Source organism: Pseudomonas sp. FIP_A4 (genome assembly GCF_036701605.1).
Classification (GTDB): domain Bacteria; phylum Pseudomonadota; class Gammaproteobacteria; order Pseudomonadales; family Pseudomonadaceae; genus Stutzerimonas; species Stutzerimonas phenolilytica.
Genome location: NZ_JAYDXP010000112.1, coordinates 78,401 through 100,641 on the forward strand (window position 1 = coordinate 78,401; position 22,241 = coordinate 100,641).

General features: G+C 62.4%; 26 protein-coding genes. 12 read left to right on the forward strand and 14 right to left on the reverse strand.

Going from position 1 to position 22,241, the window contains the following annotated elements; translation table 11 throughout:
* Nucleotides 1-47: 47 nt before the first annotated feature.
* The 9 genes from U8L64_RS03340 to speA all read left to right on the forward strand — a co-directional run bounded on the left by U8L64_RS03340 (nt 48) and on the right by speA (nt 9,818).
* On the forward strand, nt 48-545 hold the full coding sequence (locus U8L64_RS03340; RefSeq protein ID WP_333393993.1) for a GspH/FimT family pseudopilin: 498 nt from the start codon (nt 48-50) through the stop codon (nt 543-545).
* A complete protein-coding gene (gene pilV / locus U8L64_RS03345) occupies nt 545-982 on the forward strand; it encodes a type IV pilus modification protein PilV (protein ID WP_138301049.1) in 438 nt (145 codons plus the stop codon). The genes U8L64_RS03340 and pilV overlap by 1 nt, the downstream gene beginning before the upstream one ends.
* A complete protein-coding gene (locus U8L64_RS03350; RefSeq protein WP_175415073.1) occupies nt 979-2,001 on the forward strand; it encodes a PilW family protein in 1,023 nt (340 codons plus the stop codon). The genes pilV and U8L64_RS03350 overlap by 4 nt, the downstream gene beginning before the upstream one ends.
* Before the next feature lie 5 nt (nt 2,002-2,006).
* Nucleotides 2,007-2,495 carry a pilus assembly PilX family protein gene (locus tag U8L64_RS03355; protein WP_333393997.1) on the forward strand — a complete coding sequence of 163 codons (489 nt, stop codon included), beginning with the start codon at nt 2,007-2,009 and terminating at the stop codon, nt 2,493-2,495.
* A gap of 8 nt (nt 2,496-2,503) precedes the next feature.
* Nucleotides 2,504-5,740: a pilus assembly protein gene (locus tag U8L64_RS03360; protein WP_333394000.1), complete on the forward strand. Its 3,237-nt coding sequence runs from the start codon at nt 2,504-2,506 to the stop codon at nt 5,738-5,740.
* Nucleotides 5,737-6,153 (forward strand): type IV pilin protein, encoded by a 417-nt coding sequence (locus tag U8L64_RS03365; protein WP_333394003.1) that lies wholly within the window; start codon nt 5,737-5,739, stop codon nt 6,151-6,153. The genes U8L64_RS03360 and U8L64_RS03365 overlap by 4 nt, the downstream gene beginning before the upstream one ends.
* A 60-nt stretch (nt 6,154-6,213) precedes the next feature.
* Complete coding sequence (gene thiO, locus U8L64_RS03370) at nt 6,214-7,317, forward strand: glycine oxidase ThiO (RefSeq protein ID WP_333394006.1); 1,104 nt, start codon at nt 6,214-6,216, stop codon at nt 7,315-7,317.
* 101 nt (nt 7,318-7,418) lie between these two features.
* Nucleotides 7,419-7,790, forward strand: a complete 372-nt coding sequence (locus tag U8L64_RS03375; RefSeq protein ID WP_138301054.1) for a translation initiation factor Sui1 — start codon at nt 7,419-7,421, stop codon at nt 7,788-7,790.
* Between the two features lie 117 nt (nt 7,791-7,907).
* A complete protein-coding gene (gene speA, locus U8L64_RS03380) occupies nt 7,908-9,818 on the forward strand; it encodes an arginine decarboxylase (protein WP_234303313.1) in 1,911 nt (636 codons plus the stop codon).
* A 6-nt stretch (nt 9,819-9,824) separates the two neighbouring features.
* Here speA and U8L64_RS03385 read toward each other — a convergent pair whose 3' ends face one another.
* The 3 genes from U8L64_RS03385 to U8L64_RS03395 all read right to left on the reverse strand — a co-directional run bounded on the left by U8L64_RS03385 (nt 9,825) and on the right by U8L64_RS03395 (nt 12,047).
* Nucleotides 9,825-10,283, reverse strand: coding sequence for a DUF2214 family protein (locus tag U8L64_RS03385; protein ID WP_043297979.1), 459 nt, complete (start codon nt 10,281-10,283; stop codon nt 9,825-9,827).
* Nucleotide 10,284: 1 nt separating this feature from the next.
* Complete coding sequence (locus U8L64_RS03390) at nt 10,285-11,664, reverse strand: MATE family efflux transporter (RefSeq protein WP_043297978.1); 1,380 nt, start codon at nt 11,662-11,664, stop codon at nt 10,285-10,287.
* A gap of 89 nt (nt 11,665-11,753) precedes the next feature.
* Nucleotides 11,754-12,047 carry a hypothetical protein gene (locus tag U8L64_RS03395; protein WP_043297977.1) on the reverse strand — a complete coding sequence of 98 codons (294 nt, stop codon included), beginning with the start codon at nt 12,045-12,047 and terminating at the stop codon, nt 11,754-11,756.
* Nucleotides 12,048-12,290: 243 nt separating this feature from the next.
* On the opposite strand from U8L64_RS03395, the gene U8L64_RS03400 reads away from it, so the two are divergent.
* Complete coding sequence (locus U8L64_RS03400; RefSeq protein ID WP_043297976.1) at nt 12,291-13,220, forward strand: SdiA-regulated domain-containing protein; 930 nt, start codon at nt 12,291-12,293, stop codon at nt 13,218-13,220.
* Between the two features lie 6 nt (nt 13,221-13,226).
* On the opposite strand, the gene U8L64_RS03405 is transcribed toward U8L64_RS03400, so the two are convergent.
* From U8L64_RS03405 to U8L64_RS03425, 5 genes are all read right to left on the reverse strand, one after another.
* Nucleotides 13,227-13,676 carry a DMT family transporter gene (locus U8L64_RS03405; protein ID WP_043297975.1) on the reverse strand — a complete coding sequence of 150 codons (450 nt, stop codon included), beginning with the start codon at nt 13,674-13,676 and terminating at the stop codon, nt 13,227-13,229.
* Between the two features lie 87 nt (nt 13,677-13,763).
* Nucleotides 13,764-14,324: a DUF4136 domain-containing protein gene (locus U8L64_RS03410; RefSeq protein ID WP_043297974.1), complete on the reverse strand. Its 561-nt coding sequence runs from the start codon at nt 14,322-14,324 to the stop codon at nt 13,764-13,766.
* Nucleotides 14,325-14,412: 88 nt separating this feature from the next.
* A complete protein-coding gene (locus U8L64_RS03415; protein ID WP_077682620.1) occupies nt 14,413-15,018 on the reverse strand; it encodes a DUF4136 domain-containing protein in 606 nt (201 codons plus the stop codon).
* A gap of 16 nt (nt 15,019-15,034) precedes the next feature.
* Entirely contained in the window at nt 15,035-15,784 is a 750-nt protein-coding gene (locus U8L64_RS03420) for a methyltransferase domain-containing protein (protein ID WP_333394016.1), read from the reverse strand.
* Nucleotides 15,781-16,086, reverse strand: coding sequence for a nucleotide pyrophosphohydrolase (locus tag U8L64_RS03425; RefSeq protein WP_138301059.1), 306 nt, complete (start codon nt 16,084-16,086; stop codon nt 15,781-15,783). The genes U8L64_RS03420 and U8L64_RS03425 overlap by 4 nt, the downstream gene beginning before the upstream one ends.
* 144 nt (nt 16,087-16,230) lie before the next feature.
* Between U8L64_RS03425 and U8L64_RS03430 the strand changes: the two genes are divergently transcribed.
* Complete coding sequence (locus tag U8L64_RS03430; RefSeq protein ID WP_043297970.1) at nt 16,231-16,548, forward strand: TraR/DksA family transcriptional regulator; 318 nt, start codon at nt 16,231-16,233, stop codon at nt 16,546-16,548.
* Nucleotides 16,549-16,569: 21 nt separating this feature from the next.
* On the opposite strand, the gene U8L64_RS03435 is transcribed toward U8L64_RS03430, so the two are convergent.
* Both U8L64_RS03435 and U8L64_RS03440 read right to left on the reverse strand, forming a co-directional pair.
* Nucleotides 16,570-16,878: a hypothetical protein gene (locus U8L64_RS03435; protein ID WP_138301060.1), complete on the reverse strand. Its 309-nt coding sequence runs from the start codon at nt 16,876-16,878 to the stop codon at nt 16,570-16,572.
* A gap of 68 nt (nt 16,879-16,946) precedes the next feature.
* Nucleotides 16,947-18,530, reverse strand: coding sequence for a peptide chain release factor 3 (locus tag U8L64_RS03440; protein ID WP_043297968.1), 1,584 nt, complete (start codon nt 18,528-18,530; stop codon nt 16,947-16,949).
* Nucleotides 18,531-18,923: 393 nt separating this feature from the next.
* On the opposite strand from U8L64_RS03440, the gene U8L64_RS03445 reads away from it, so the two are divergent.
* Nucleotides 18,924-20,087, forward strand: coding sequence for a type III PLP-dependent enzyme (locus tag U8L64_RS03445; protein WP_043297967.1), 1,164 nt, complete (start codon nt 18,924-18,926; stop codon nt 20,085-20,087).
* An 82-nt stretch (nt 20,088-20,169) separates the two neighbouring features.
* Here the strand turns inward: U8L64_RS03445 and U8L64_RS03450 are convergent, their stop codons facing one another.
* The 4 genes from U8L64_RS03450 to ytfE all read right to left on the reverse strand — a co-directional run bounded on the left by U8L64_RS03450 (nt 20,170) and on the right by ytfE (nt 22,139).
* On the reverse strand, nt 20,170-20,367 hold the full coding sequence (locus U8L64_RS03450) for a DnrP protein (protein ID WP_333394022.1): 198 nt from the start codon (nt 20,365-20,367) through the stop codon (nt 20,170-20,172).
* Between the two features lie 52 nt (nt 20,368-20,419).
* The gene (locus U8L64_RS03455; protein ID WP_008567389.1) at nt 20,420-21,103 is read right to left on the reverse strand and encodes a Crp/Fnr family transcriptional regulator; all 684 of its coding nucleotides are present in this window, start codon (nt 21,101-21,103) and stop codon (nt 20,420-20,422) included.
* A gap of 145 nt (nt 21,104-21,248) precedes the next feature.
* The gene (locus U8L64_RS03460; RefSeq protein ID WP_156716262.1) at nt 21,249-21,407 is read right to left on the reverse strand and encodes a hypothetical protein; all 159 of its coding nucleotides are present in this window, start codon (nt 21,405-21,407) and stop codon (nt 21,249-21,251) included.
* Nucleotides 21,408-21,467: 60 nt separating this feature from the next.
* Entirely contained in the window at nt 21,468-22,139 is a 672-nt protein-coding gene (gene ytfE / locus U8L64_RS03465; RefSeq protein WP_043297966.1) for an iron-sulfur cluster repair protein YtfE, read from the reverse strand.
* Nucleotides 22,140-22,241: the final 102 nt, after the last annotated feature.

A 22,241-nucleotide genomic window follows, 5' to 3' on the forward strand; every position in this document is an offset into this window, starting at 1 on the left:
AAGCGGGCCAGAGAATACTGTCGGCGCATCTCAAGGGGAAGGTTTGCATGCGGCGAAGTCTTGGATTTACGTTGACCGAATTGTTGGTGACCGTTGCCATTCTGGCGATTGTATTGAGTATCGCTGTGCCTGGATTTAGCAATCTGATGCGTCAGAACCGTGCGCAGACGCAATCTGGTCTGTTGCTGAATGCTCTCAATCTCGCTAGGAGCGAATCGATCAAGCGAGGAGGTCCGGTCAGGATATCGTCCTTGAGTAACGGTAACTGGCATGCCGGGTGGAGAATCTGGAGAGATGCAAATTCCAACTCCACATTTGACGATGGTGAACTGATAAGGCTTTTTCCAGGGCTCGATGGGAATGCAAGCCTGACGTCTGTGGTAGGTGAAATTATCTTCAATGCACAAGGTCGTCTGGACAGTGTGGCTGCCGGTACAGCCGTGAACTTCGCCTATACGATGACCAATCTCGAATGTCGCTACGAGCGGATAATCAGCATTAATGCAACTGGAAGGGCTGCGGTTTCGCGAAGGGAGTGCCAGTGATGGAGAGAAGGGAGGGAGGCTTCGGGCTTATCGAGGTTCTTGTGTCGATGCTGATACTGGGTGTCGGGATTCTCGGCATGATAGGGCTTCAATTGAATGCTCTCCAATATAACCAGACAGCAAGTTTTCGCTCGCATGCCACCTTTCTGGCTTACGACATTGCCGATCGTATGCGGGCCAATGCACCGGCTGCTTTGGCGGGAAGTTATTCAATTGGCCTGACCGATAGCGCGCCAAGCGGTAGCGGTATAGCCAGCACAGACCTGCGTGAATGGAAGACAGCGATGGCGACTCAGCTGCCCGTAGGTAATGGAAGCGTGAGCAAGAACGGCGATATCTATTCGATAACTGTGCAGTGGGACGAGAGCAAGTCGGGTGGCGAAGCGGCACAGCAGTTCGTATTCACCACCCGACTATGCGAGAGGGATTGTCTGTGAATTTCAAGTGGAGCAAAGGACTGAGCCTGGTAGAACTCATGGTGGCACTTGCCTTGAGCCTTGTAATTGGTGCCGCAGTCATGCAGATGTTTCTTGCGAGCAAGACGACCTTCCGAGTGCAGGATGCAATGTCTAGGTTGCAGGAAAATGGGCGATTCGCCGTTGGATTGCTAGCTGCGGAGAGTCGGATGGCGGGCTACATGGGGTGCGGTAATATTGAAGAGATAGACATTAATATTATCGCTTCTCCTCCTCCGTTGGATGCGGCGAATCCATTGGGAGCGATTATGGGGGGGGCTAATAACGTCACTTCCGGTAATGCCTGGAGTGCAAGTGTTGGGACAGATGTGCTAATTATCCGTAAGGCCTCCAATCTAGGTTTGCAGCTTACTGGGAATATGGCTGTCGATAATGCCAATATTCAGGTAGTTGATAATCGGTTGGGGCTACGAGCAGAAGATACTCTGTTTATCGCTGATTGCATGTCTGCGGATATCTTTCGGGCGACGAGTGTCTCCGCTTCTGGGGGGAAAACGACAGTGGCACATGCGAATAACCTCAACACAAGCAACCGGCTCAGCAAGGCATACGGGACGGATGCCGAGGTGATGGCATTCGAAGAAATTACGTTCTTCGTAAGAGATACTGCGCGCCTGTCAAATGATGGGACTCCAATCAGGGCGCTGTGGATGCAGCGACGCTTCGCCAACCGCGCCGACACAAGCGCCAATCCTGCCGAGCTTGTAGATGGCGTCGAGGATTTCCAGGTTGAATATGGAATACGGACTGGCAACAACCCGATCGCCAACGAATATCGAACGGCAAATAACGTTACCGACTGGTCCCGGGTTGTGAGTATTCGCTTCAGGTTGCTCTTGAGCAGTGCGGACGACAACGTGGTAGCAAAGGCAGGCGAGGCAGTGCAGTCGATCAACTTCAATGGTGCTGCAGTCGCCGCCGATGGTCGTCTGCGGCAGACGTTTGGCAGTGTTGTCGCAATTCGAAATCGGGTTCGGTGAATGTTATGCGAAAACACGTGCAAAGTGGCTCGGCGCTGATTATCAGCCTAGTGTTTCTCCTGATACTGACCATGATCGGAATTGCATCCATTCAGGACTCTACGCTTCAAGAGCGAATGGCCGGCAACGAGCGGGACAGGAATCTCGCATTTCAGACTGCAGAAGCAGCTCTGCGTGTCGGCGAGGACCATCTTCGCCAGGCGGGAATAGTGTTTTCCGCTTCAGGTACCAATGGATTGATGAGTCCCGACTACACGGGGGTTCGACCTATTGAGGACAACTATCCGTGGGCTAATAGATCCCAACAGGTTTCCGATAGTTATGCCGGCGTGCAAAGCGCTCCCAGATATACCATTGAATGGCTCACGACCCAGACCTTCGCACCGAGCGATGAAGGTGAGGTTCCCGTCGTCAACTCCTATCGGGTTACGGCTCGCGCGGCGGGCGGTTCGGGTGATGCCGTGGTGATACTGCAGTCGACAGTGAGTCGTTAAGGATGCATATGGACAAATATAAGGCTACGGCTTTAGGGGCGGCTCTGGCATTTTATCTGGCATCGCCGGTTTATGCGCTTGGCCCTTTTCCCAATGAGCCGCTTTCCATTTCAGGAAGCGTTCCGCCTAATGTAATGTTGCTGGTGGATAATTCGGGCAGCATGTATAATGCCATTCCGCCGCTCGGTGTTGACTCGAGTGAATTCCCCCCGCCCTATTATATTTATTCCAGTGGTGGTTATAGTTATTGGGGTGGCGGCGAGTTTGATGGAAATATCTCGCTCTCAACGCTTAGTAAATGGACTTGCGCCTCGGGCTACAAGGCGCTCTACGCCTCTACGGATGGAAGCGGCCGCCGCTGTTATGCGCTGCCGGATCCCGCGGGTAATGGTAGCACGCGGTATACTTCAAATTACCTTGCGTATATATATAACACCTATACCGAAGGCGGTGACAGCGGAAACGACCTTCGCGCCGTATTGCCTAATGAATACCGAATGGCGGTCGCGCGCGATGCGGCCAAGGCAATTGTCTCGGCAAATCGGGGCATGCGTATAGGATTGTCCGCGTTCAACGCAGCGACTCACTCTAATTCCGGTCCGGGTGGAAGCATCTTAAATCAAGTGTTGGCGCTTTCCTCCGCGCGAGGCGTTACCCAGACACAGGCAGATCAGAATTACGCAAATCTGATCGCCGGTATCGAGCAGTTGCAGCCAACTGCCAATACACCGCTTGCCGAAAGCTATTACGAAGTGTCGCGCTACTTTCGCGGGATGAGCCGTTATCAAGGATCCGGCTCAAGCGATTACACCAGTCCAGTACAGTACCGGTGCCAAAAGAATTTCGGCGTGATTCTTACCGATGGCTTGCCCACCCACGATGCGTCGTTTCCCGATAATGACCCAGATCGAGACAATGCCGAAGTGGCTGGAGCAAACAACATTCCTGACTGGGATGGCAAAAACGAGCCTAGTGGTCAGCCATATTCCGATGGGACCTTGTCGGGTACAGGCGAGGGCAGTACTTTTTATCTGGACGATATAGCGAAGTTCGCCTATGACATTGACCTGATCAAGAGCGGCAATGATCAGGCAGGCAAGAGCTTCAATGACAGTGCGTACGCGAAGCAGAACCTTCACACCTACACCGTCGGCTTCGCTGTCGATAATCAGATGCTCGAGGATGCTGCTGAGTACGGTCATGGTGCCTACTACACGGCTAACGACTCGAACCAATTGACCAGTGCGCTCAACAGTGCGCTGCAGTCCATCCGTCAGCAAATCAGTTCAGCTTCTGCCGTGTCGGCCAACACCAAGCGTATCCAGGAAGGTGCGCTCATCTACCAGGCGCGCTACAACAGCACCGAGTGGACCGGTGAAGTGCTTGCCTATCGGGTAAACATGGACGGGAAAGTTGGCAGTGTCGCTTGGCGGACATCCGATAGCGGAGTCTTCCCAGAACCGGCCGAGCGGCGCATCTTTACCTACAACGATGATGCCAGCTTCACCGGTAGTCGCGGGCAGGCGCTGACCTGGAGCAATCTCAATGCTGCGCAGCAGGCCAGCCTGACCAAGACTGGGGAGGCCGACAACACCAATGCGCTGAAGCGGCTCAACTGGCTTAAGGGCGGCAGCGATGGTGTCGCGCTCGAAGCGCCCTATGCCGATCAGCGTCTGCGCAGCCGCACATCGCCGCTTGGCGATATCGTCAATTCGGACCCGATCTATGTCGGTCAGCAGAACAACGGCTACAACGTGCCGAACGATGCATCTGACAGCAACGAACCTGCAGACAGTTATCTGGCCTATGTTGAGGGCAAGGCCGATCAGGACGCGCTTCTCATTGTGGGTGCCAACGATGGCATGCTGCACGGCTTCGATGCAGCAACGGGTGTCGAATCCTTCGCCTATGTTCCGGCCAGCGTGTTCCGCAAACGCACCATCAGCCCCGGAGCCACCCCCGGTCTGATGGCGCTGACCGAGTCGAACTATAGCCACCAGTTTTACGTTGACGGCTCCTTTGGTCTAGGGGATCTCTATGACAGCGGCTGGAAAACCTATCTGGTCGGCGCGCTAGGCTATGGCGGCCGGGGCATCTTCGCGCTGGACATGACGGATCGAGCGTTCGATGAGCCCGATATCAAGTGGGAGCGCACCGCGCCGGATACGAATCTGTCGACCAACCCGTGGAACGACCTCGGCTATCAGTTCGGCGAGCCCACGGTGGCCCGTGTGCTGATCGGCCAAAGCGATCGCTACGTCACTATCTTCGGCAACGGCTATGACAGTAATGCCGGCCAGGCAGTGCTCTATGTAGTGGATTCGATCACTGGAGAAGTGATCAAGAAGTTAAGCGTCACCGATCCTGATGGAAGTACTGCTTCCAACGGGCTCTCAACCGCCACAGCGTTCTACGATGCTAACCGGCGTGTCACTCATGTCTACGCCGGCGACGTGCTAGGTAATCTTTGGAAGTTCAATCTGAGCTCCAGCAACACTAACCAGTGGTCCAGCAGTCTCTTGTTCAAAGCGCGCAACTCCGACACTCGGCAGCCAATCACGGCCAAGGTACGTGTCAGGCAGCATCCCGAAAGTGGGCGACTGGTGGTGTTCGGGACCGGCCAGTATCTGGTCTCCGGCGATAAGACGAACACCGCACTGCAGACGATCTACGGCATCTGGGACCGTGACCTTTCCGGCAACAACGAAGTGTCGAAGCTGAAACTGCTGGAGCAGCAATTCGTCAACGAGACGACGTCCAACGGCCAGCAGTATCGCGTGCTGACGCAGAATCCAATCGACTGGGCTACGCATCACGGCTGGTATATCAACCTGCGTGTCGGCGATGCGGCTCTGGACGGCGAGCGTATTGTGGCAACCCCATCGCTGTCCAAGGACCGGGTCTTGTTCACCACCTTTATCCCGCGTAGCGATCCGTGCCTGTCCGGGGGGGAAAGCTGGTTGCTGGGCGTTGATGCACTCAGCGGAGGACGTCTGACCGATAGCCTGTTTGATGTGACCAACGACCGCTACTTCGACTCAGCCGACGTCGTCAGCTGCGGCAGCGCACAGTGCGCGCCCAGTGGGTTCAAACTGTCGGATGGCACGATGGATGCGCCAGGTAATCTGTTCGGCGATGGCTCTGATTACGGTTACAGTTCAGGTCTTTCCGGGGATATCAACCAGTTCGATCTATCGGGAAGTGGCGGTAGCCCCGGCCGTATGTCGTGGAGACAAATCAAATGAAGCGCCAACCGGGATTCACCTTGATCGAATTGATGATAGTGGTGGTGATCGTCGGCATTCTGGCGGCCATCGCCTACCCCAGCTACACGGAGTCCGTGCGCAAAAGCAAGCGTGCGGAGGCCAAGGCGGCGTTGCTGAGCGGTGCGCAGGCGCTGGAGCGTTTTTACTCGGCGAACAACACTTATCTTGGGGCGGATGGCGAGGTAGCGGCGGTATTCCAAGTGGATGTGCCGCCCAGTGGGGCAGCCAACTATCAAATAGGGGCGGTGGCAGCGACCGCCACTACCTTCAGGTTGCGCGCCACCCGTACTGGATCGATGGCGTCCGATGCATGCGGCAACTTCGAGATCACTCATGCGGGGGCGCGCGCGCTTGATAGCAACAGCGGCAAGGGTGTTGCCGATTGTTGGTGAGGATCTGATGCTGTTGTATAACGGGCCACTTTTTTGTGGCCCGTTTTCATTGGGGGAAGAATGCAGAGTGTAATTGTCGGTGCGGGCGTGATTGGGATGCTGTCGGCCTATCACCTGGCCCAAGCGGGCGGCGATGTGGTGCTGTTGGAGTCGGGTACAGCAGGCAGCGAAGCCTCCTGGGCCGGCGGTGGGATCGTCTCGCCGCTTTATCCGTGGCGCTACAGCCCGGCGGTCACGGCGCTGTCGCACTGGTCGCAGGATTTCTATCCGCAGCTGGGCGAGCAGTTGCTGGAGCAGACGCAGATCGATCCCGAGGTATACGAGACCGGCCTGTACTGGCTCGATCTGCAGGATGAAGACCAGGCGCTCGGCTGGGCTCGGCAGCATGGCCGGCCGTTGCAGTCCGTGCCGGTGGCACAGGTGCATGCCGCCGTGCCGGCGCTGGGCCCAGGGTTCGAGCGGGCGGTGTACATGTCCGGGGTTGCCAACGTGCGCAACCCGCGCCTGCTGCAAGCGCTGCGGGCTGCGCTGCAGCAGTTGCCGAACGTGCGGCTGATCGAGCAGTGCCCGGTGACCGGCTTCGTGCGCGAGGGCACGCGGGTCGTGGGCGTCTGCACGGCGCAAGGCGAGATGCGTGCCGAGCGAGTGGTGGTCGCGGCGGGCGCCTGGAGCGGTGAGCTGCTTCGGACATTGGGACTGGATCTGCCGGTCAAGCCGATGAAGGGCCAGATGATCCTGTTCAAATGCGCCGAGGACTTCCTGCCGAGCATGGTGTTGGCCAAGCGGCGCTATGCGATTCCGCGGCGCGATGGTCATATCCTGGTTGGCAGCACGCTGGAGGATGTCGGTTTCGACAAGGTGCCGACCGAAGATGCACTGCAGAGTCTGCGCAAGACCGCGGCCGAGTTGCTGCCGGCGCTCGCCGATGCGCCGGTGGTGAAGCATTGGGCCGGCTTGCGGCCTGGCTCGCCGGATGGTGTGCCTTATATAGGTGCGGTGGACGGCTTCGACGGGTTGTGGCTGAACTGCGGGCACTTCCGCAACGGCCTGGTGCTGGCGCCGGCCTCCTGCCAGCTGCTGGCCGATTTGATGCTGGATCGTGAGCCGATCATCGATCCGCAACCCTACGCACCGGGTACGCGTCTCCAGGTCGCAACCTCGTAGGCTTGGCGTTGCGGGAGCTGCGGGCCGGCGTGCTTTGCTGCTAGATTCTGCGCATCGCAGCCCCGGCATGCCGGGGCTGTTTCTTTTGCGACGAGGTATGCGTGGCCAAGAAAACCACATCACTGGCCGGTCTGGGCGGGCTGGTCTATTCCACCGATGCCGGCCGGCACTGTCCTGACTGTGCACGACCGCTGGATGCCTGCATCTGCAAGCAGAACGCTATCCCCGAGGGCGACGGCATCGCCCGGGTGCGACGCGAGAGCAAGGGGCGTGGCGGCAAGACGGTCACCACCATCACCGGTGTACCGCTCGTCGAGGCCGAACTCAAGGAGCTGGCCAGCGCGCTGAAGCGCCGCTGCGGCACCGGCGGGGCGCTGAAGGACGGCGTCATCGAAATCCAGGGCGACCACGTCCAACTGCTGCTCGACGAACTGATCAAGCGTGGCTTCCAGGCCAAGAAATCCGGCGGCTGAGCACCGGCGCCCCGCCGAACATTTGCGCGATTTTCCGTATCAGGCTGTCCAAGCCGATTAGCCCTTGCGCCGGCCAGTACGAGCCGCGCGGCATGCAACCATTTCAGGGAGACTCCGATGCCCGTACGACGCACACGTAAAGATGACGGCAGCCAGTGGACCGCCGCGGACAGCCGCAGCATCTATGGGATTCGCCATTGGGGCGCCGGCTACTTCGCGATCAACGACGAAGGCGGCGTCGAAGTACGGCCGCAGCGCGACGGCGCGCCGATCGAGTTCAACCGGCTGATCCACCAGCTGCGCGAGGCGGGGCTTTCGCTACCGCTGCTGGTGCGCTTTCCGGACATCCTGCAGGACCGCGTGCGGCGTCTGACCGGCGCCTTCGACGCCAACATCGAGCGGATGGAGTACGCCGGCAGATACACCGCGCTGTACCCGATCAAGGTCAATCAGCAGGAAGCGGTGGTGGAAAATATCATCGCCACGCAGAACGTCTCCATCGGGCTGGAAGCCGGCTCGAAGCCGGAGCTGATGGCCGTGCTGGCACTGGCGCCGAAGGGCGGCACCATCGTCTGCAACGGCTACAAGGACCGTGAGTTCATCCGCCTGGCGCTCATGGGGCAGAAGCTCGGCCACAACGTGTTCATCGTCATCGAGAAGGAATCCGAGGTCGGCCTGGTGATCGATGAGGCCAACGAGCTCAAGCTGATGCCGCAGATCGGGCTGCGCGTGCGGCTCTCCTCGCTGGCCTCGTCCAAGTGGGCCGATACCGGCGGCGAGCGCTCCAAGTTCGGTCTCTCGGCGGCGCAGCTACTCTCGGTGATCGAGCGCTTCCGCGTCGCGGGCATGGATCAGGGCATCCGTCTGCTGCACTTTCACATGGGTTCGCAGATCGCCAACCTGGCCGACTACCGCCAGGGGTTTCGCGAGGCCATCCGCTATTACGCCGAGCTGCGCGCGCTGGGCCTGCCGGTGGATTACATCGATGTCGGCGGCGGGCTGGGCGTCGATTACGACGGCACCCATTCGCGCAACGCCAGCTCGATCAATTACGACATGGACGAGTACGCCGGCACCGTGGTCGGCATGCTCAAGGAGTTCTGCGACCGCCAGGAACTGCCGCACCCGCACATCTTCTCCGAGAGCGGCCGCGCGATGACCGCGCACCACGCGGTTCTGGTGATGCAGGTCACCGATATCGAGCGGCACAACGACGAGGTACCGCAGATCGACAACTACGACGAGCTGCCGGACATCGTCCAGTCGCTGGTCGATCTGCTCGGTCCGACCGATCCGGAAATGGTCACCGAAACCTACTGGCGCGCCACCCACTACATGAGCGAGTCCGGCGCGCAGTACGCCTCCGGCAAGCTGACCCTGGCGCAGAAGGCATTGGCCGAGCAGAGCTACTTCGCCATCTGCCGCCGTCTGTACAACCAGCTCAAGGCACGCCAGCGTTCGCATCGCGCGGTGCTCGACGAACTCAACGACAAGCTCGCCGACAAGTACATCTGCAACTTTTCAGTGTTCCAGAGCCTGCCGGATACCTGGGCCATCGACCAGATTCTGCCGATCGTGCCGCTGCAGCGGCTGACCGAGGAGCCGGTTCGCCGTGCCGTGCTACAGGACCTGACCTGCGACTCGGACGGCAAGATCAAGCACTACGTCGACGAGCAGAGCATCGAAAGCAGCATGCCGGTGCACGAGGTCGCGCCGGGCGAGGAGTATTTCCTCGGGGTGTTTCTGGTCGGCGCCTATCAGGAGATCCTCGGCGACATGCACAACCTGTTCGGCGACACCGACTCGGTGAACGTCTATCAGCGTGAGGACGGCAGCTACTACCACGCGGGCATCGAGACCCACGACACCATCGAGGACATGCTGCGCTACGTGCATCTGTCGCCCGAGGAGCTGATGACCTACTACCGCGACAAGGTCGCCAGCGCCAAGCTCAGCGCCAAGGAACGCACCCAGTTCATCGATGCGCTGCGCCTGGGGCTGACCCGCTCGTCCTACCTCACGCCTTGAGCCGGCTCAGCCGGTCAGCACGCCGAAGCCGCGCGCCATCAGCGCGGCCAGCAGCGGGATGACCAGCAACAGCAGCAGCTCCAGACGAATCACCCAGGTCAGCCAGCGTGCCGTGGGGGCGCTGAGTACCGGCACCTGGCGGTTACGCAGCGCGCTGCGCCAGCCGAGGAAAGTTACGGTCGGATAGATCGACAGCACGGCAACGATGACGAACAGGCCGACCTTGGCGTGGAACAGGCTGTTCTGCAGGTAATAGTCGGCGCCTTTGCCATACCAGCCGGCGCGTGCGACTCCGCTGACCAGCGCTGCCCCGGCGACGATGCCGAACAGCAGGTCGGTGCGAAACAGGCTGCGGGCGCGGGCGAAGCTCAACGGCCGCCGCAGCAGCTGGTGTTCCAGCAGCAGCAATGCAAACAGCAGGAAGACCGCCAGAAAGTGCAGGTAGGCGGCGATGGCGTAGGCCATGTCAGTGTCCTTTGGCTGGATGTCCCGAAGGTGTGCCGTGGGTCGGTGCGAGCCACGCCTGGCGAACCTGCAGGCGCCACGCCAGCCCGCCGAGGCAGACTCCTCGCAGCAGCATGAAGCAGAGGAACGCCAGCCACAATCCGTGATTGCCCATGTCCTGCAACAGCCAGCCCAGCGGCAGGCTGAGCGCGACGGCGAGCAGCATGCTGTCGCGCATCTCGCGGGCGCGGGTGGCGCCGATGAACAGGCCGTCGAGCAGGTAACTCCAGACGGCGATCAGCGGCAGCGCGGCGAGATAGGGCAGATAAGTCCAGGCCAATTGGCGCACCTCGGGCATATCGGTCTGCAGACGAATGAACAACTCACCGCCGAGCAGGAAGAACAGCGCGAAGGCGAGGCTGGCCAGTAGCGACCAGCCGCCGGCGACCACCAGCACCCGGCGCAGGGCCAGGCGGTCGCGCGCGCCGATGGCGTGGCCGCAGAGCGCCTCCACCGCATGGGCCAGGCCATCCAGCGCATGGGCGGTGAGCAGCATACCGTTGAGCAGCAGCGCATTGGCCGCGACGGTGGCGTCGCCCAGGCGAGTGCCCTGCACCGTCACCATGAAGAACACCAGCTGCAGCGCCAGCGAGCGCAGGAAGATGTCGCGGTTGACCGCCATCAGCGGTCGCCAGCTGGCCCAGCGGCGCAGCTGCGCGTAATCGACCTGGCCCGGATGGCGGCGGAGGGCGCGTGCCGCCAGCGTCAGGCCGAGCAGCGCGCCGCTCCATTCGGCGATCACCGAGGCGCGTGCTGCGCCGAGCACACCCCATTCCAGACCGAGCACGAACCACAGATCCAGCACGACGTTGAGCAGGTTAGTGGTGAGCAGGATCGCCAGCGGTCCTCGCGCATTCTGCGCGCCGAGCAGCCAGCCGATCAGGGCATAGCTGGCCAGCGCGGCCGGCAAGCCGAACAGGCGGGTATGGAAATAATCGCGGGTCAATGCGTCGAGTGCCGCCGAAGGCTGCATCAACTGCAACGCCAGGCCTTTGAGCGGCACCGCCAGCGACCCGAGCAGCAGCCCGAAGCCCAGCGCCAGCAATAGCCCCTGCAGCAGGACCTGGCGCAGCGCGCCGCCGTCGCGGCGGCCGCTGGCCTGAGCGGCGAACCCGGTGGTGCCCATGCGCAGAAAGCCCATCAGCCAGACCAGCAGGGTGTACAGGCTGCCGCCAACCGCGACCGCGGCCAGTTGATGTGGGTGCGGCAGATGGCCGACCACCGCACTGTCCACCAGCGTGACCAGGGGCACGGAGAGGTTGGACAGAATCATCGGCGCGGACAGGCTCCAGACTCGGCGATGAGTCGGAGCATGGCGCCAGGCAGCGAACAGCCGGGACATCACGAGAGCACTCCAGAACGGCCCGAAACTATACGTGTCCCCGACGTCGAACGCAGCTGCGGCGGGCGGCGCCGGTCACCGCCGGCGACTCAGCGGATCAACCAGCTCAACAGCCACAGGCCGAGGAACAGCCAGACCAGACCGCTGATGAATGCTCGCCGGAGGAACGCCCGTACCGCCGCCACCAGCAACAGCAGCCCGATCACCAGCGCCGCCAGACTGAGCAGCGAGCGGTCCATGCCCAGCGTGCGCGACAGTCCCTCGAGGAAATCGTGTCCCGCAGTCACGAAGAATCCGAAGAAGCCGCTGAGTGCTTCGACGATGTAGCGAATCACCGTTCCGAGAACCTGGCCCAGCCATTCGAAAACGCCTTCCACCCGCATGCTGTTCTCCCGCTCCGCTGAAATGGCGGCGTGCCATACCCGCCGCCGACCTCGCTTTGTCCGTCGAGACGGCCGGCGAGTTCCGTCAGCTTGAACGGTGCGCCACGGAACCTCGAGCGGCGAGGGCAGTCGGACTCTGGCTTGGCTATTCGTGTCGGTGATCGGGGCGTGTTGTCAGCGTCATCCAATTGCAACGGCTTTGCCGCAAGGTGCGGGCAGGCCAGAACGAACGAGAGCCAGCCAATGCCTGCAAGTTCCAGACGCCTGCGCCTGACCGGCGGTGTGCGCCCGCAAATGTGGATCGCCGGGCTGCTTCTGCTCTGCGGTTATGTGAGCACCACCTTTCACCTCGACGAGCGTCTGTTCTTTTCCCTGAGTACCGCCTGGCACGAAAGTCGGTTGAGCGAACGCAGCCTCTGGCTGCCGGAATACCGCGTGCGCACCGAGGCGGCGCCGGTAACCGGCGTGGCGAACAATCTGTCCGGTCTCACCTACGACGAGCAGCGCGACCAGCTCTGGGCGGTCGTCAACAATCCGGAGGAACTGCTCGCCCTGGATACCGACGGTCGCCTGCTAGCGCGCTACCGACTCGAGGGGTTCAGCGATGTCGAAGGCGTGACCTACCTCGGCGACGACCTGCTGGTGATGGCCGAGGAACGCAACCAGACGCTGGTCGTCGTGCCGCTGCCGACCGCGGCCGGGCCGTTGCAGCGCGCGGACTACCAGGCGATCAGCCTCTCTCTGCACGCACCGGGCAACAGCGGCTTCGAAGGCGTCGGTTACGATCGCGCCGGCGATCGGCTATTCGTGGTCAAGGAGCACTCGCCGCGCAAGCTCTACGAGATCCACGGCCTCAAGCGCAGCCTGGGCGGCACGATGGAGCTGAAGATCATCGACCGCGAGGCGTGGATCGAGGACAAGGACATGGCCAGCGACCTGGCTTCGGTGCATTTCGACGAGCGCACCGGGAACCTGGTGCTGCTCAGCGACGAAGCGAGGATGATGCTCGAGCTGGATGGCCAGGGACGGATGGTCAGCTTCCGCTCGCTGTGGAGCGGTTTTGCCGGACTGGAGCGCAGCGTGCCGCAGGCGGAGGGCATGACCTTCGACGCGCGCGGCAATCTCTATCTGGTCAGCGAGCCGAACCTGTTCTACGCCTTCGACCGCGACTGATTGGTGTCAGCTGCGGCGGATCAGCCAGACGCCGACGACGATCAGCAGCAGGCCGGCGACTTTGCCAGGGCTGAGCGGCGCCGGGCGAAAGCCCGCCCAGCCGAAGTGATCCAGCAGCAGCGCCATGCACAGCTGCCCGGCCAGCACCAGCGCCATAAACAGCAACGCGCCGGTACGCGGCGCGGCAAACGCGGCGGTGGCGATGAAGAACGCGCCTAGCAGGCCGCCGCTCCAGTGCCACCAGTTCAGGCTTTTCAGCGTCTGCAGCGCCGGCAGGTCGCGCTGCGCCGCGACCACGCAAAGCAACGCCAGCGTACCCACGGCGAACGACAGCAGGGCGGCGCCCATCACGCTGCCCAACTGGCGCGCCAGCTGTCCGTTGATCCCTGCCTGCAACGGCATGAAGGCTCCGGCAACGAAAGGCAGGGCGAGCAACCACCAGGCTACAGCAGGCATGCAGCGTATCTCCGCGGATAAAAAGGGGCGGCAGTATGGGCAGTCCGACGCGGGCTGGCCAGGGGGACGCTATCGGCGATGCGCCGCTCAGCGCGGCGGATAGTGCGCCAGCAGCTGGGCCACGGTTTCGCGCAGCATGCGTTCGCGCTCGGCAGGCGTTCCGGCGCTCCTCGGCAGGATTCGCTCGGTACTGCCGCGCCAGACCAGCTTGCCGTCGGCGGCGTCGTAGAAGTCGATCTGCAGCGTGCCGACCTGATAGTCCACGGTGCGCGTATCGGCATAGATCGGGGCGCCCCAGAAACCGGGCCAGGCCCCGCCCCAGGCGCCGCCGGACATGCTGGTGTAAGTCTGCGTGCGTTGTTCGACGATCAACCAGGCCTGCACCAGCACCTGCGCCGGCGCGCTGGCGGTCGCCGGACGCAGCCCGCGCTGCTCGAGCTGCTCGGCAAGGGCATTGCGCACGCGCTGTTCGGTGAGATCGCTGCGAATGCGCGGGTCATCCGGACGGTACTGAAGCGCCGGTTCCTTCCAGCCCCAGTTGCGATAGCGGCTGAAGTCGCGGTCGGGATCGAAGTCGCGCTGCAACGGCGCGCTCTGGCAGGCGACAAGCAGGACCAGCAGTGGAATCAGCAGCAGATGGCGGTACATGAGCGGTCTCCGATGCGGCATATGTTTGAGTGTATGCCCGCGCGCGCTGGTTGGTGTGCGAGCGCGTGCCGCGCTGCCGGCCAATGGCTCAGCGCGGCGGATAGTCCGCCAGTGCGCGGTCTACAGCCTCGCGCAGGGCGTCACGCAGCTGGCTGCGGTCGCCACCCTGGCGTGCCTGCGCCTGGTTGCTCCAGACCACGGCGGCGCGGCGCGGATCGAACAGTTCGAGGTGTACCACCAGTACGGTTTCCTCGTAGGTCCGCACCAGCGGCGCATGCCCCCACATGCCGTAGTCGCTGCCGTAACGGCCGCGGCCGTAGTAGCTGCCGTAGTCGTCGTAGACCTGCCGCAGGCGGGTCTCGCTGCGCACCTGGGCGGCGATCTGCAGGTCGGCCGCACCGCCTGGCGCGGCCGGGCGCAGGCCGTGCTGATCGAGCGCGCTGGCGACGATCTCCTGCAGTTCTTCGGGCGTCAACGAGCCGGTGCCGGCCGGCGGGTTGCGCCAGCTCCAGGTGCGATAGCTGGAGAACTCCACAGGTGCTGCCGGATAGGCGCTGCGGTCGGGTGTGGCGGCGCCGGCCGGCGGCGCCGCCGGGACGGGTGCGGCCGTGCTGGTGTAGGGGTTGTCGTGCTGGCAGGCGCTCAGGCCCAGCGTCAGCAGACAGAGCGTGAGGCGTGCGAACGAGCGTGCCATGAATACCTCCTCGCCGTCAGCGCGGTCGGCACAGCCAGTGCAGGTAGCGCCCGAGACCGGCGAAGGTCGGGTGACGCCGGTAGGCCAGCTCCATCTCCAGCAGCTCGGCCGGCTCGGTGCGCGCCTGGAATTCGGGCGGCATGTAGTCGTGGAACACGCGCACGCCGCTCCTGTGTTCGACCTGCCATAACGGGGCGAGTTGCGTCGCCAGCTCGCGCGGATCGAGCGGCTGCTGCGGGGTCAGGCTCTGCCGTTCGCCGGCGAACGATTGCGCGCGCAGCTTCTTGAAATGTCCCTTGAGCAGGTTGCGGTAGATCAGTGCGTCGCGGTTGTAGAACGCCAGTGACAGCCAGCCATCGCTGGCGGTCAGGCGATGCAGCAGCGGCAGGATCGCCTGCGGCTCTGCGAGCCACTCCAATACCGCGTGGCAGATCACCAGATCGAAGCGGCCGTCGACGAGTGTCTCGACTTCCTGCCAGGGCGCCTGAATGAACGTGGCGTGCTGGCCGGCTTCGGCGAAGCGCGCCCGCGCGCCCTCGAGCATCGGCGCCGCGGGCTCGGCGAGCGTGACGTCATGCCCCTGCTGCGCCAGCCAGAGGCTCATGTGGCCGAGTCCGGCGCCGATGTCGAGCACGCGCAGCGGGCGCGGCGCCAGCACCTCGGCCAGATCGGCCTGCAGCACGGCGAGGCGGATCGCACCCTTGTCGCCGCCGTAGATCTTCTCGGCGAAGCGCGCGGCGAGCTCGTCGAAGTGGCGATCGCTCATCGGGCAAAGCGCCTCTCGTTGTCGGCCAGCTTGCTCAGCAGTGCCTGCTCCATGTCGATGCCCAGCTCGCTGCACATCAACAGCAGGTACATGAGGATGTCGCCGACTTCCTGGCCGGCGTGTTCGAGCCGCTCGGCGGGTAGTCGGCGCGATTCATCCTCGCTGAGCCACTGGAAGATTTCCACCAGTTCGGCCATTTCCACGCTAGCTGCCATGGCCAGGTTCTTCGGACTGTGAAAACGCTGCCAGTCATTGCTGTCGCGGATCGCGTGCAGGCGCTGGGTGATGGCTTGGATATTCATGAAGACCACGTTCTGCGGGAAGGCGGCTAGCTTCCGCCACTCGTCGCCGGCTCGCAAGGGGCTGGCGGTGCAGCGGGATTGACGGCTATCAGTGCGCGATTCCTGGAAGCGGCCACACTCAAATCATTACTCAGGAGGCGAACCATGTCCCGATTCGAACCGCGTGAAGAGCTCGAGCGCCTGTCCAGCGAATACCTGCAGCGTGCCGCCGCGCTGCGTCGTGATCTGGCGAAGGCTCACGACCCGGATTTCGCCGAGCAGGCACAGGAGCGGCAAAACGATGATGTTCTGCGCAGTCTGCTGATCGAGGCCGAAGAGGAGTTGCGTCTGGTCGGTCTGGCGCGCCAGCGGCTGGCGCAGGGCCGCTATGGCGTATGCCAGCGCTGTGGCGAGCCGATCGACGAGGCGCGTCTGCGGGCGAAGCCGGCGGCGGAGTTCTGCCGGCAGTGCGCGGCTGGCTGAACCCCGCTGCGTGGAGTCCGGTCAGCAGCGCTTTCCGTGGAGTGGGCGGTCACCCTTGGGTTCGACGCACTGCTGCTCGCCGTGCTGTTCGATGCGTGGAGACTTGCCGCGCAGGCTTGAGGTCAGGCTGTTCATGAACTTCCCCGCCTGCGTTGGATCGTCGAAGCGCCGGGCACCGTTCAGCGAGCCCGTATAGCCAGCATTGCTGGAGGCATAGCAACGCGGGTTGTTCGGGCAGTCCAGGGCGATCACCCAATAAGGACTGTTGATCAGCACCCCCGCCTGAGTGGCAGGGGCGAGCAGGGCGAGAAGAATCAGCAGGCGTTGCACGAGGGTTGCTCCGGAAGTCGAGCGCCGGAGCATAGTCTATCGTTCACGCGCCGCCTGCGCGGCGGGTCTCAGTGATGCTCGCGGGTGGCGCGGAATTTCACATCCGGCCAGCGCTCTTCCATCAGGCTGAGATTGACGCGGGTCGGTGCCAGGTAGGTGAGGTGGCCTCCGCCGTCGATGGCGAGGTTCTCGTAAGCCTTGTCCTGGAATTCCTTGAGCTTCTTCTCGTCGCTGCACTCGATCCAGCGGGCTGACCAGACGTTGATCGCTTCATACGCGCACTCGACCTTGTATTCCTCCTTCAGGCGGCTGGCGACCACGTCGAACTGCAACACGCCGACCGCGCCGAGGATGATGTCGTTGTTGCGCTCGGGGAAGAACACCTGGGTGGCGCCTTCTTCGGCCAGCTCCTGCAGGCCCTGGCGTAGCTGCTTGGACTTCAGCGGGTCCTTCAGGCGCACGCGGCGGAACAGCTCCGGGGCGAAGTGCGGGATGCCGGTGAAGCCCAGCACCTCGCCTTCGCTGAAGGTGTCGCCGATCTGGATGGTGCCGTGGTTGTGCAGGCCGATGATGTCGCCGGCATAGGCCTCTTCCAGCATTTCACGCTCGCTGGAGAAGAAGGTCAGCGCGTCGGCGATCTTCAGATCCTTCTTGATCCGCACGTGGCGCATCTTCATACCCTTCTCGTACTTGCCGGAGCAGATGCGCATGAAGGCGATGCGGTCGCGGTGCTTGGGGTCCATGTTCGCCTGGATCTTGAACACGAAGCCGGAGAACTTCTCCTCGACCGGCTCGACCACCCGCTCGTGGGCGGCGCGCGACAGCGGCATCGGCGCCCAGTCGACGATGGCGTCGAGCACTTGGTCAACGCCGAAGTTGCCGAGCGCGGTGCCGAAGAATACCGGGGTCATCTCGCCCTTGAGGAAGGCCTGCTGGTCGAACTCGTGGCAGGCACCCTGGACCAGTTCCAGCTCCTCGATGAAGCGCTCGTACATATCGCCCAGGTGGGCACGCGCTTCGTCGGAGTCCAGTTTGTTGATCACCCGCTGCTCGGTGCGCTCATGGCCGTGGCCCGGCACGTAGACGATGATCTTGTCCTCGTGCAGGTGGTACACGCCCTTGAAGTCGCGGTAGCAGCCGATCGGCCAGGTGATCGGCGCGGCCTTGATCTTCAGCACCGCCTCGATCTCGTCGAGCAGTTCGATCGGATCGCGAATGTCGCGGTCGAGCTTGTTGATGAAGCTGACAATGGGCGTGTCGCGCAGGCGGCAGACTTCCATCAGGGCGATGGTGCGTGGCTCCACGCCCTTGCCGCCGTCGAGCACCATCAGCGCGCTGTCCACCGCGGTCAGGGTGCGGTAGGTGTCTTCGGAGAAGTCTTCGTGGCCGGGGGTGTCGAGCAGGTTGATCATGTGCTCGCGGTAGGGGAACTGCATCACCGAGGTGGTGATGGAGATGCCGCGCTGCTTCTCCATCTCCATCCAGTCGGAGGTGGCGTGACGGTCGGATTTGCGCGACTTCACCGTGCCGGCGACCTCGATGGCCTTGCCCATCAGCAATAGCTTCTCGGTGATGGTGGTCTTGCCCGCATCGGGGTGGGAAATGATGGCGAAGGTACGGCGCTTCGCGACTTCGGCGGCCTGAGTGGTCATCGGAATAAAGGAACCCGTCGACGAGTAGTCGGTCTGTCAGAAAAGGCGGCGATTATAGCGGCAAATGCCTCGGACTGCGGTTCGCCGGACGCCGGAAAATCGCTGTTTGTGCAGTTTCTGGGACGCTTTGTTTTGAATCGAGAACAAGCCGGAAACGGATGCGTGGCGAGGGTGTTTTTTTGATTGATCTATGTCCCCCTTGGTCCTAAAGTTCGCGCCCGAACGTCCATGCTGGCAACGATCCATCCGGCTCAAGTACTGACGACGAGAGATCGCGCCCGCGATACTCGGCGACATGCCTTGGGAAGTAGGCGAACCAAAGTGGGGAAACTGATCAGGCGTTCTGTTTTTCATCCCTAATCCGACTTTCGTTTCCCGTTTTGGAGTTCAGGCATGACCGTCAAGATCGAAGACTATTTCCCCCGCGCGACCTTCCAGAAAATGAAGGCCTTCGCCGACCAGCAGGAAACCCCCTTCGTCGTCATCGACACCGACACTATCAGCAAGGCCTATGACGACCTGCGCGCCGGGTTCGAGTTCGCCAAGGTCTACTACGCGGTCAAGGCCAATCCGGCCGTGGAAATCATCGATCTGCTGCGTGACAAGGGCTCGAGCTTCGACATCGCCTCGATCTACGAGCTGGACAAGGTCATGTCGCGCGGCGTCGGCCCGGAGCGCATCAGCTACGGCAACACCATCAAGAAAGCCAAGGACATCCGCTACTTCTTCGAGAAGGGCGTGCGCATGTTCGCTACCGATTCCGAGGCCGACCTGCGCAACATCGCCAAGGCCGCGCCGGGCTCCAAGGTTTACGTACGCATCCTCACCGAGGGCTCGACCACTGCCGACTGGCCGCTGTCGCGCAAGTTCGGCTGCCAGACCGACATGGCGATGGACCTCTTGATCCTCGCCCGCCAGCTGGGTCTGGTACCGTACGGTTTGTCGTTCCATGTCGGCTCGCAGCAGCGCGACATCTCCGTGTGGGACGCCGCCATCGCCAAGGTCAAGGTGATCTTCGAGCGCCTGAAGGAAGAAGACGGCATCGAGCTGAAGATGATCAACATGGGTGGCGGCTTCCCGGCCAACTACATCACCCGCACCAACAGCCTGGAAACCTATGCCGAGGAAATCATCCGCTTCCTCAAGGAAGACTTCGGCGATGATCTGCCGGAAATCATCCTTGAGCCGGGCCGTTCGCTGATTGCCAACGCCGGCATTCTGGTCAGCGAAGTGGTGCTGGTGGCGCGCAAGTCGCGTACCGCCGTCGAGCGCTGGGTGTACGTCGATGTGGGCAAGTTCAGCGGTCTGATCGAGACGATGGACGAGTCCATCAAGTTCCCCATCTACACCGAGAAGAAGGGCGAGGTGGAGGAAGTGGTGATCGCCGGTCCGACCTGCGACAGCGCCGACATCATGTACGAGAACTACAAGTACGGCCTGCCGCTGAACCTGGCCATCGGCGACCGCCTCTACTGGCTGTCCACCGGTGCCTACACCACCAGCTACAGCGCGGTGGAGTTCAACGGCTTCCCGCCGCTGAAGGCCTTTTACATCTAGGTCGGATGCTACGAAGCAACGCCCCGCGCAGTCGGGGCGTTTTCGTTGGTGCTGCAGAAAGCGGCGTGCGAGCCGGGTGGCTTCAGCCAAAGATGCTGCCGCGCGGCAGCCAGACGATCATCACCGCGCAGAAGATGGTCAGTGCGATGCAGAACCACAGGAAGCGCCGCTGACGCCGCTCGCCGGCGCTGTCGGCCCGTGCCGGCAGCGGCATGCCGCAGTTCAGGCAGTCGGCCTGGTACGGTGGGTTTTCCTCCTGGCAGTAGAGGCATTTGGGCATGGTCGATGCTCCTGTGGCTACGGATGCGGCAGGGCGATGGGCCCGCGTCGGCTCATTCGAACTGCTCCAGCCGCTGGCGATCGAGGATGCTGATCAGCCGGCCTTCCTGGGCGATGATTTCCTCGTCGATCAGGCGGCGGATGATTCGCGAGAAGGTTTCCGGCTGAATCGACAGGTGCCCGGCCACCAGCTGCTTGGCCATCGGCAGCTCGAAGCTGGTGCTGCCGTCCTTGACCCGCGCCAGCTGGGTCAGCAGATAACGCACCACGCGGTGGGTGGCGTTCTTCAGCGACAGCGTTTCGATCTCGTTGATCCGCTGGTGCAAGCGCACGCTGAGTTTGCCGAGCAGGGCGAAGGCCAGGCGCTGGTTGGCCTCCAGTAGGCGCATGTAGGCCGTGTTGGAGAAACGGTAGACCTGCGACGGGCACACCGCCTGCGCCGAGGCGACGTAGTTGGGCGTGTCCATCAGCATCATGGCTTCGGCGAAGGTCTGCCGGTTGCCGATGACCTCGAAGACCTTCTCCTGGCCATCAGGCGTCAGGCGGTAGATCTTGATGGCGCCGGAAATCACGAAGTAGAACGAATGCGCCGGCTCGCCCTGCAGGAACAGGTTGTCGCCCTTGTCGAGATTGAGCAGCTGGCTGGCATTCATCAGCTCGTCCATCTGCTCGTCGTTCAACGGCTCGAACAGGTGGTGGCTGCGAAGGATCTGGTGATGTACGCGATGAAGCACCATGCAAGGCATTCCTGAGTTCTTGATGTGAGGAGCGCGAGCTCGACCGCTCAGCGGCTCGGCCTGGACCGGAGGCGCACGGCGGTGATGCGACGATAGCATTGACCGGCGCGTCGGTTCGAGCGCTCTCCGGGGTACGCGGCGATGCCTATTCGGCGCGTAGCGGCTGCAATTCGGCAACCGCCTGCGGGTTCGGGGCGACGGGCTGGGCGGTGCTGGCGACCAGATCCAGCGCCAGGCTGCTCGCGGTTGCCAGGATCGAGGCCAGGACAAGGCCCCAGGCAAGGGGTTGAATGACTGTGTTCATGCGGGCCTCCGTTACTGCAGGAGTGGCGGACACGCCGTCCGCCACGGCATGCCTCTTTCTTCAGCGGGCTTCGGCACCACGAAAGAGGATGTTGTTTTCCAGGTGAATGTGCTGCATCAGATCGCCGTGCAGCTCTTCCAGCCCGCGGTACAGCGCACGCCAGGTGTTGCAGGCGTTGGCCGGCGGGGTGATGTCATTGGTCAACGCGGACAGGCGCGCCAGCGCGTCGCCGTGCTGGTCGTGCTCGTAGCGCATCACCGAGATCGGGCCGTCGGTCTGCGGGGTCTTGATGCCGCGCTGCAGCATCGGGAAGAGGATCTGTTCCTCTTTGAGCATGTGGCTTTCCAGCTCCTGCTGCAGCGTCCACAGCATCTCGGCCAGCCCGTTCGGGCAGTCCGGCTTGGCACCGTGAACGTGTTCGACGCGGCTGGCCAGGCGGATCAGCTCGGGCAGCTGTTCGCGATGGCGTTCGTGGAAGCGCTCGAGGATGTGTTCGATCAGCTCGTTGGTCGGTGCGCTGCGCCAGTCCGGCTCGCCATCGGCCGAGGCGCCGAGCGCCGTCAGTTCGGCTGCGATCTGCGCAGCGTCGAGGCCGCGGCTGGCGGCGGCTTCATGCAGCGGGACGTTGCCGCCACAGCAGAAATCCAGGCGGTACTGGTGGAACACACGGGTGGCGCCGGGGATGGAGCAGGCCAGATTGCCAAGGGTTTGGTCGGTCAACGCAACGGTCATGATCGAATATCCGGTTGGTGGGAAGTTGTCTGCACGGTCGCAAGCGCTGTGCCAGGTCGGAACCGGCGAATTGTCGGGGGTTGGCGAATCTTGCTGGTTAAA

Coding starts and splice junctions, on each gene's coding strand:
- U8L64_RS03340 (WP_333393993.1), top strand. CDS start 48: ATGCGGCGAAGTCTTGGATTTACGTTGACCGAATTGTTGGTGACCGTT.
- pilV (WP_138301049.1), top strand. CDS start 545: ATGGAGAGAAGGGAGGGAGGCTTCGGGCTTATCGAGGTTCTTGTGTCG.
- U8L64_RS03355 (WP_333393997.1), top strand. CDS start 2,007: ATGCGAAAACACGTGCAAAGTGGCTCGGCGCTGATTATCAGCCTAGTG.
- U8L64_RS03360 (WP_333394000.1), top strand. CDS start 2,504: ATGGACAAATATAAGGCTACGGCTTTAGGGGCGGCTCTGGCATTTTAT.
- U8L64_RS03365 (WP_333394003.1), top strand. CDS start 5,737: ATGAAGCGCCAACCGGGATTCACCTTGATCGAATTGATGATAGTGGTG.
- thiO (WP_333394006.1), top strand. CDS start 6,214: ATGCAGAGTGTAATTGTCGGTGCGGGCGTGATTGGGATGCTGTCGGCC.
- speA (WP_234303313.1), top strand. CDS start 7,908: ATGCCCGTACGACGCACACGTAAAGATGACGGCAGCCAGTGGACCGCC.
- U8L64_RS03385 (WP_043297979.1), bottom strand. CDS start 10,283: ATGGCCTACGCCATCGCCGCCTACCTGCACTTTCTGGCGGTCTTCCTG.
- U8L64_RS03390 (WP_043297978.1), bottom strand. CDS start 11,664: ATGTCCCGGCTGTTCGCTGCCTGGCGCCATGCTCCGACTCATCGCCGA.
- U8L64_RS03395 (WP_043297977.1), bottom strand. CDS start 12,047: ATGCGGGTGGAAGGCGTTTTCGAATGGCTGGGCCAGGTTCTCGGAACG.
- U8L64_RS03400 (WP_043297976.1), top strand. CDS start 12,291: ATGCCTGCAAGTTCCAGACGCCTGCGCCTGACCGGCGGTGTGCGCCCG.
- U8L64_RS03405 (WP_043297975.1), bottom strand. CDS start 13,676: ATGCCTGCTGTAGCCTGGTGGTTGCTCGCCCTGCCTTTCGTTGCCGGA.
- U8L64_RS03410 (WP_043297974.1), bottom strand. CDS start 14,324: ATGTACCGCCATCTGCTGCTGATTCCACTGCTGGTCCTGCTTGTCGCC.
- U8L64_RS03415 (WP_077682620.1), bottom strand. CDS start 15,018: ATGGCACGCTCGTTCGCACGCCTCACGCTCTGTCTGCTGACGCTGGGC.
- U8L64_RS03420 (WP_333394016.1), bottom strand. CDS start 15,784: ATGAGCGATCGCCACTTCGACGAGCTCGCCGCGCGCTTCGCCGAGAAG.
- U8L64_RS03425 (WP_138301059.1), bottom strand. CDS start 16,086: ATGAATATCCAAGCCATCACCCAGCGCCTGCACGCGATCCGCGACAGC.
- U8L64_RS03430 (WP_043297970.1), top strand. CDS start 16,231: ATGTCCCGATTCGAACCGCGTGAAGAGCTCGAGCGCCTGTCCAGCGAA.
- U8L64_RS03440 (WP_043297968.1), bottom strand. CDS start 18,530: ATGACCACTCAGGCCGCCGAAGTCGCGAAGCGCCGTACCTTCGCCATC.
- U8L64_RS03445 (WP_043297967.1), top strand. CDS start 18,924: ATGACCGTCAAGATCGAAGACTATTTCCCCCGCGCGACCTTCCAGAAA.
- U8L64_RS03450 (WP_333394022.1), bottom strand. CDS start 20,367: ATGCCCAAATGCCTCTACTGCCAGGAGGAAAACCCACCGTACCAGGCC.
- U8L64_RS03455 (WP_008567389.1), bottom strand. CDS start 21,103: ATGGTGCTTCATCGCGTACATCACCAGATCCTTCGCAGCCACCACCTG.
- U8L64_RS03460 (WP_156716262.1), bottom strand. CDS start 21,407: ATGAACACAGTCATTCAACCCCTTGCCTGGGGCCTTGTCCTGGCCTCG.
- ytfE (WP_043297966.1), bottom strand. CDS start 22,139: ATGACCGTTGCGTTGACCGACCAAACCCTTGGCAATCTGGCCTGCTCC.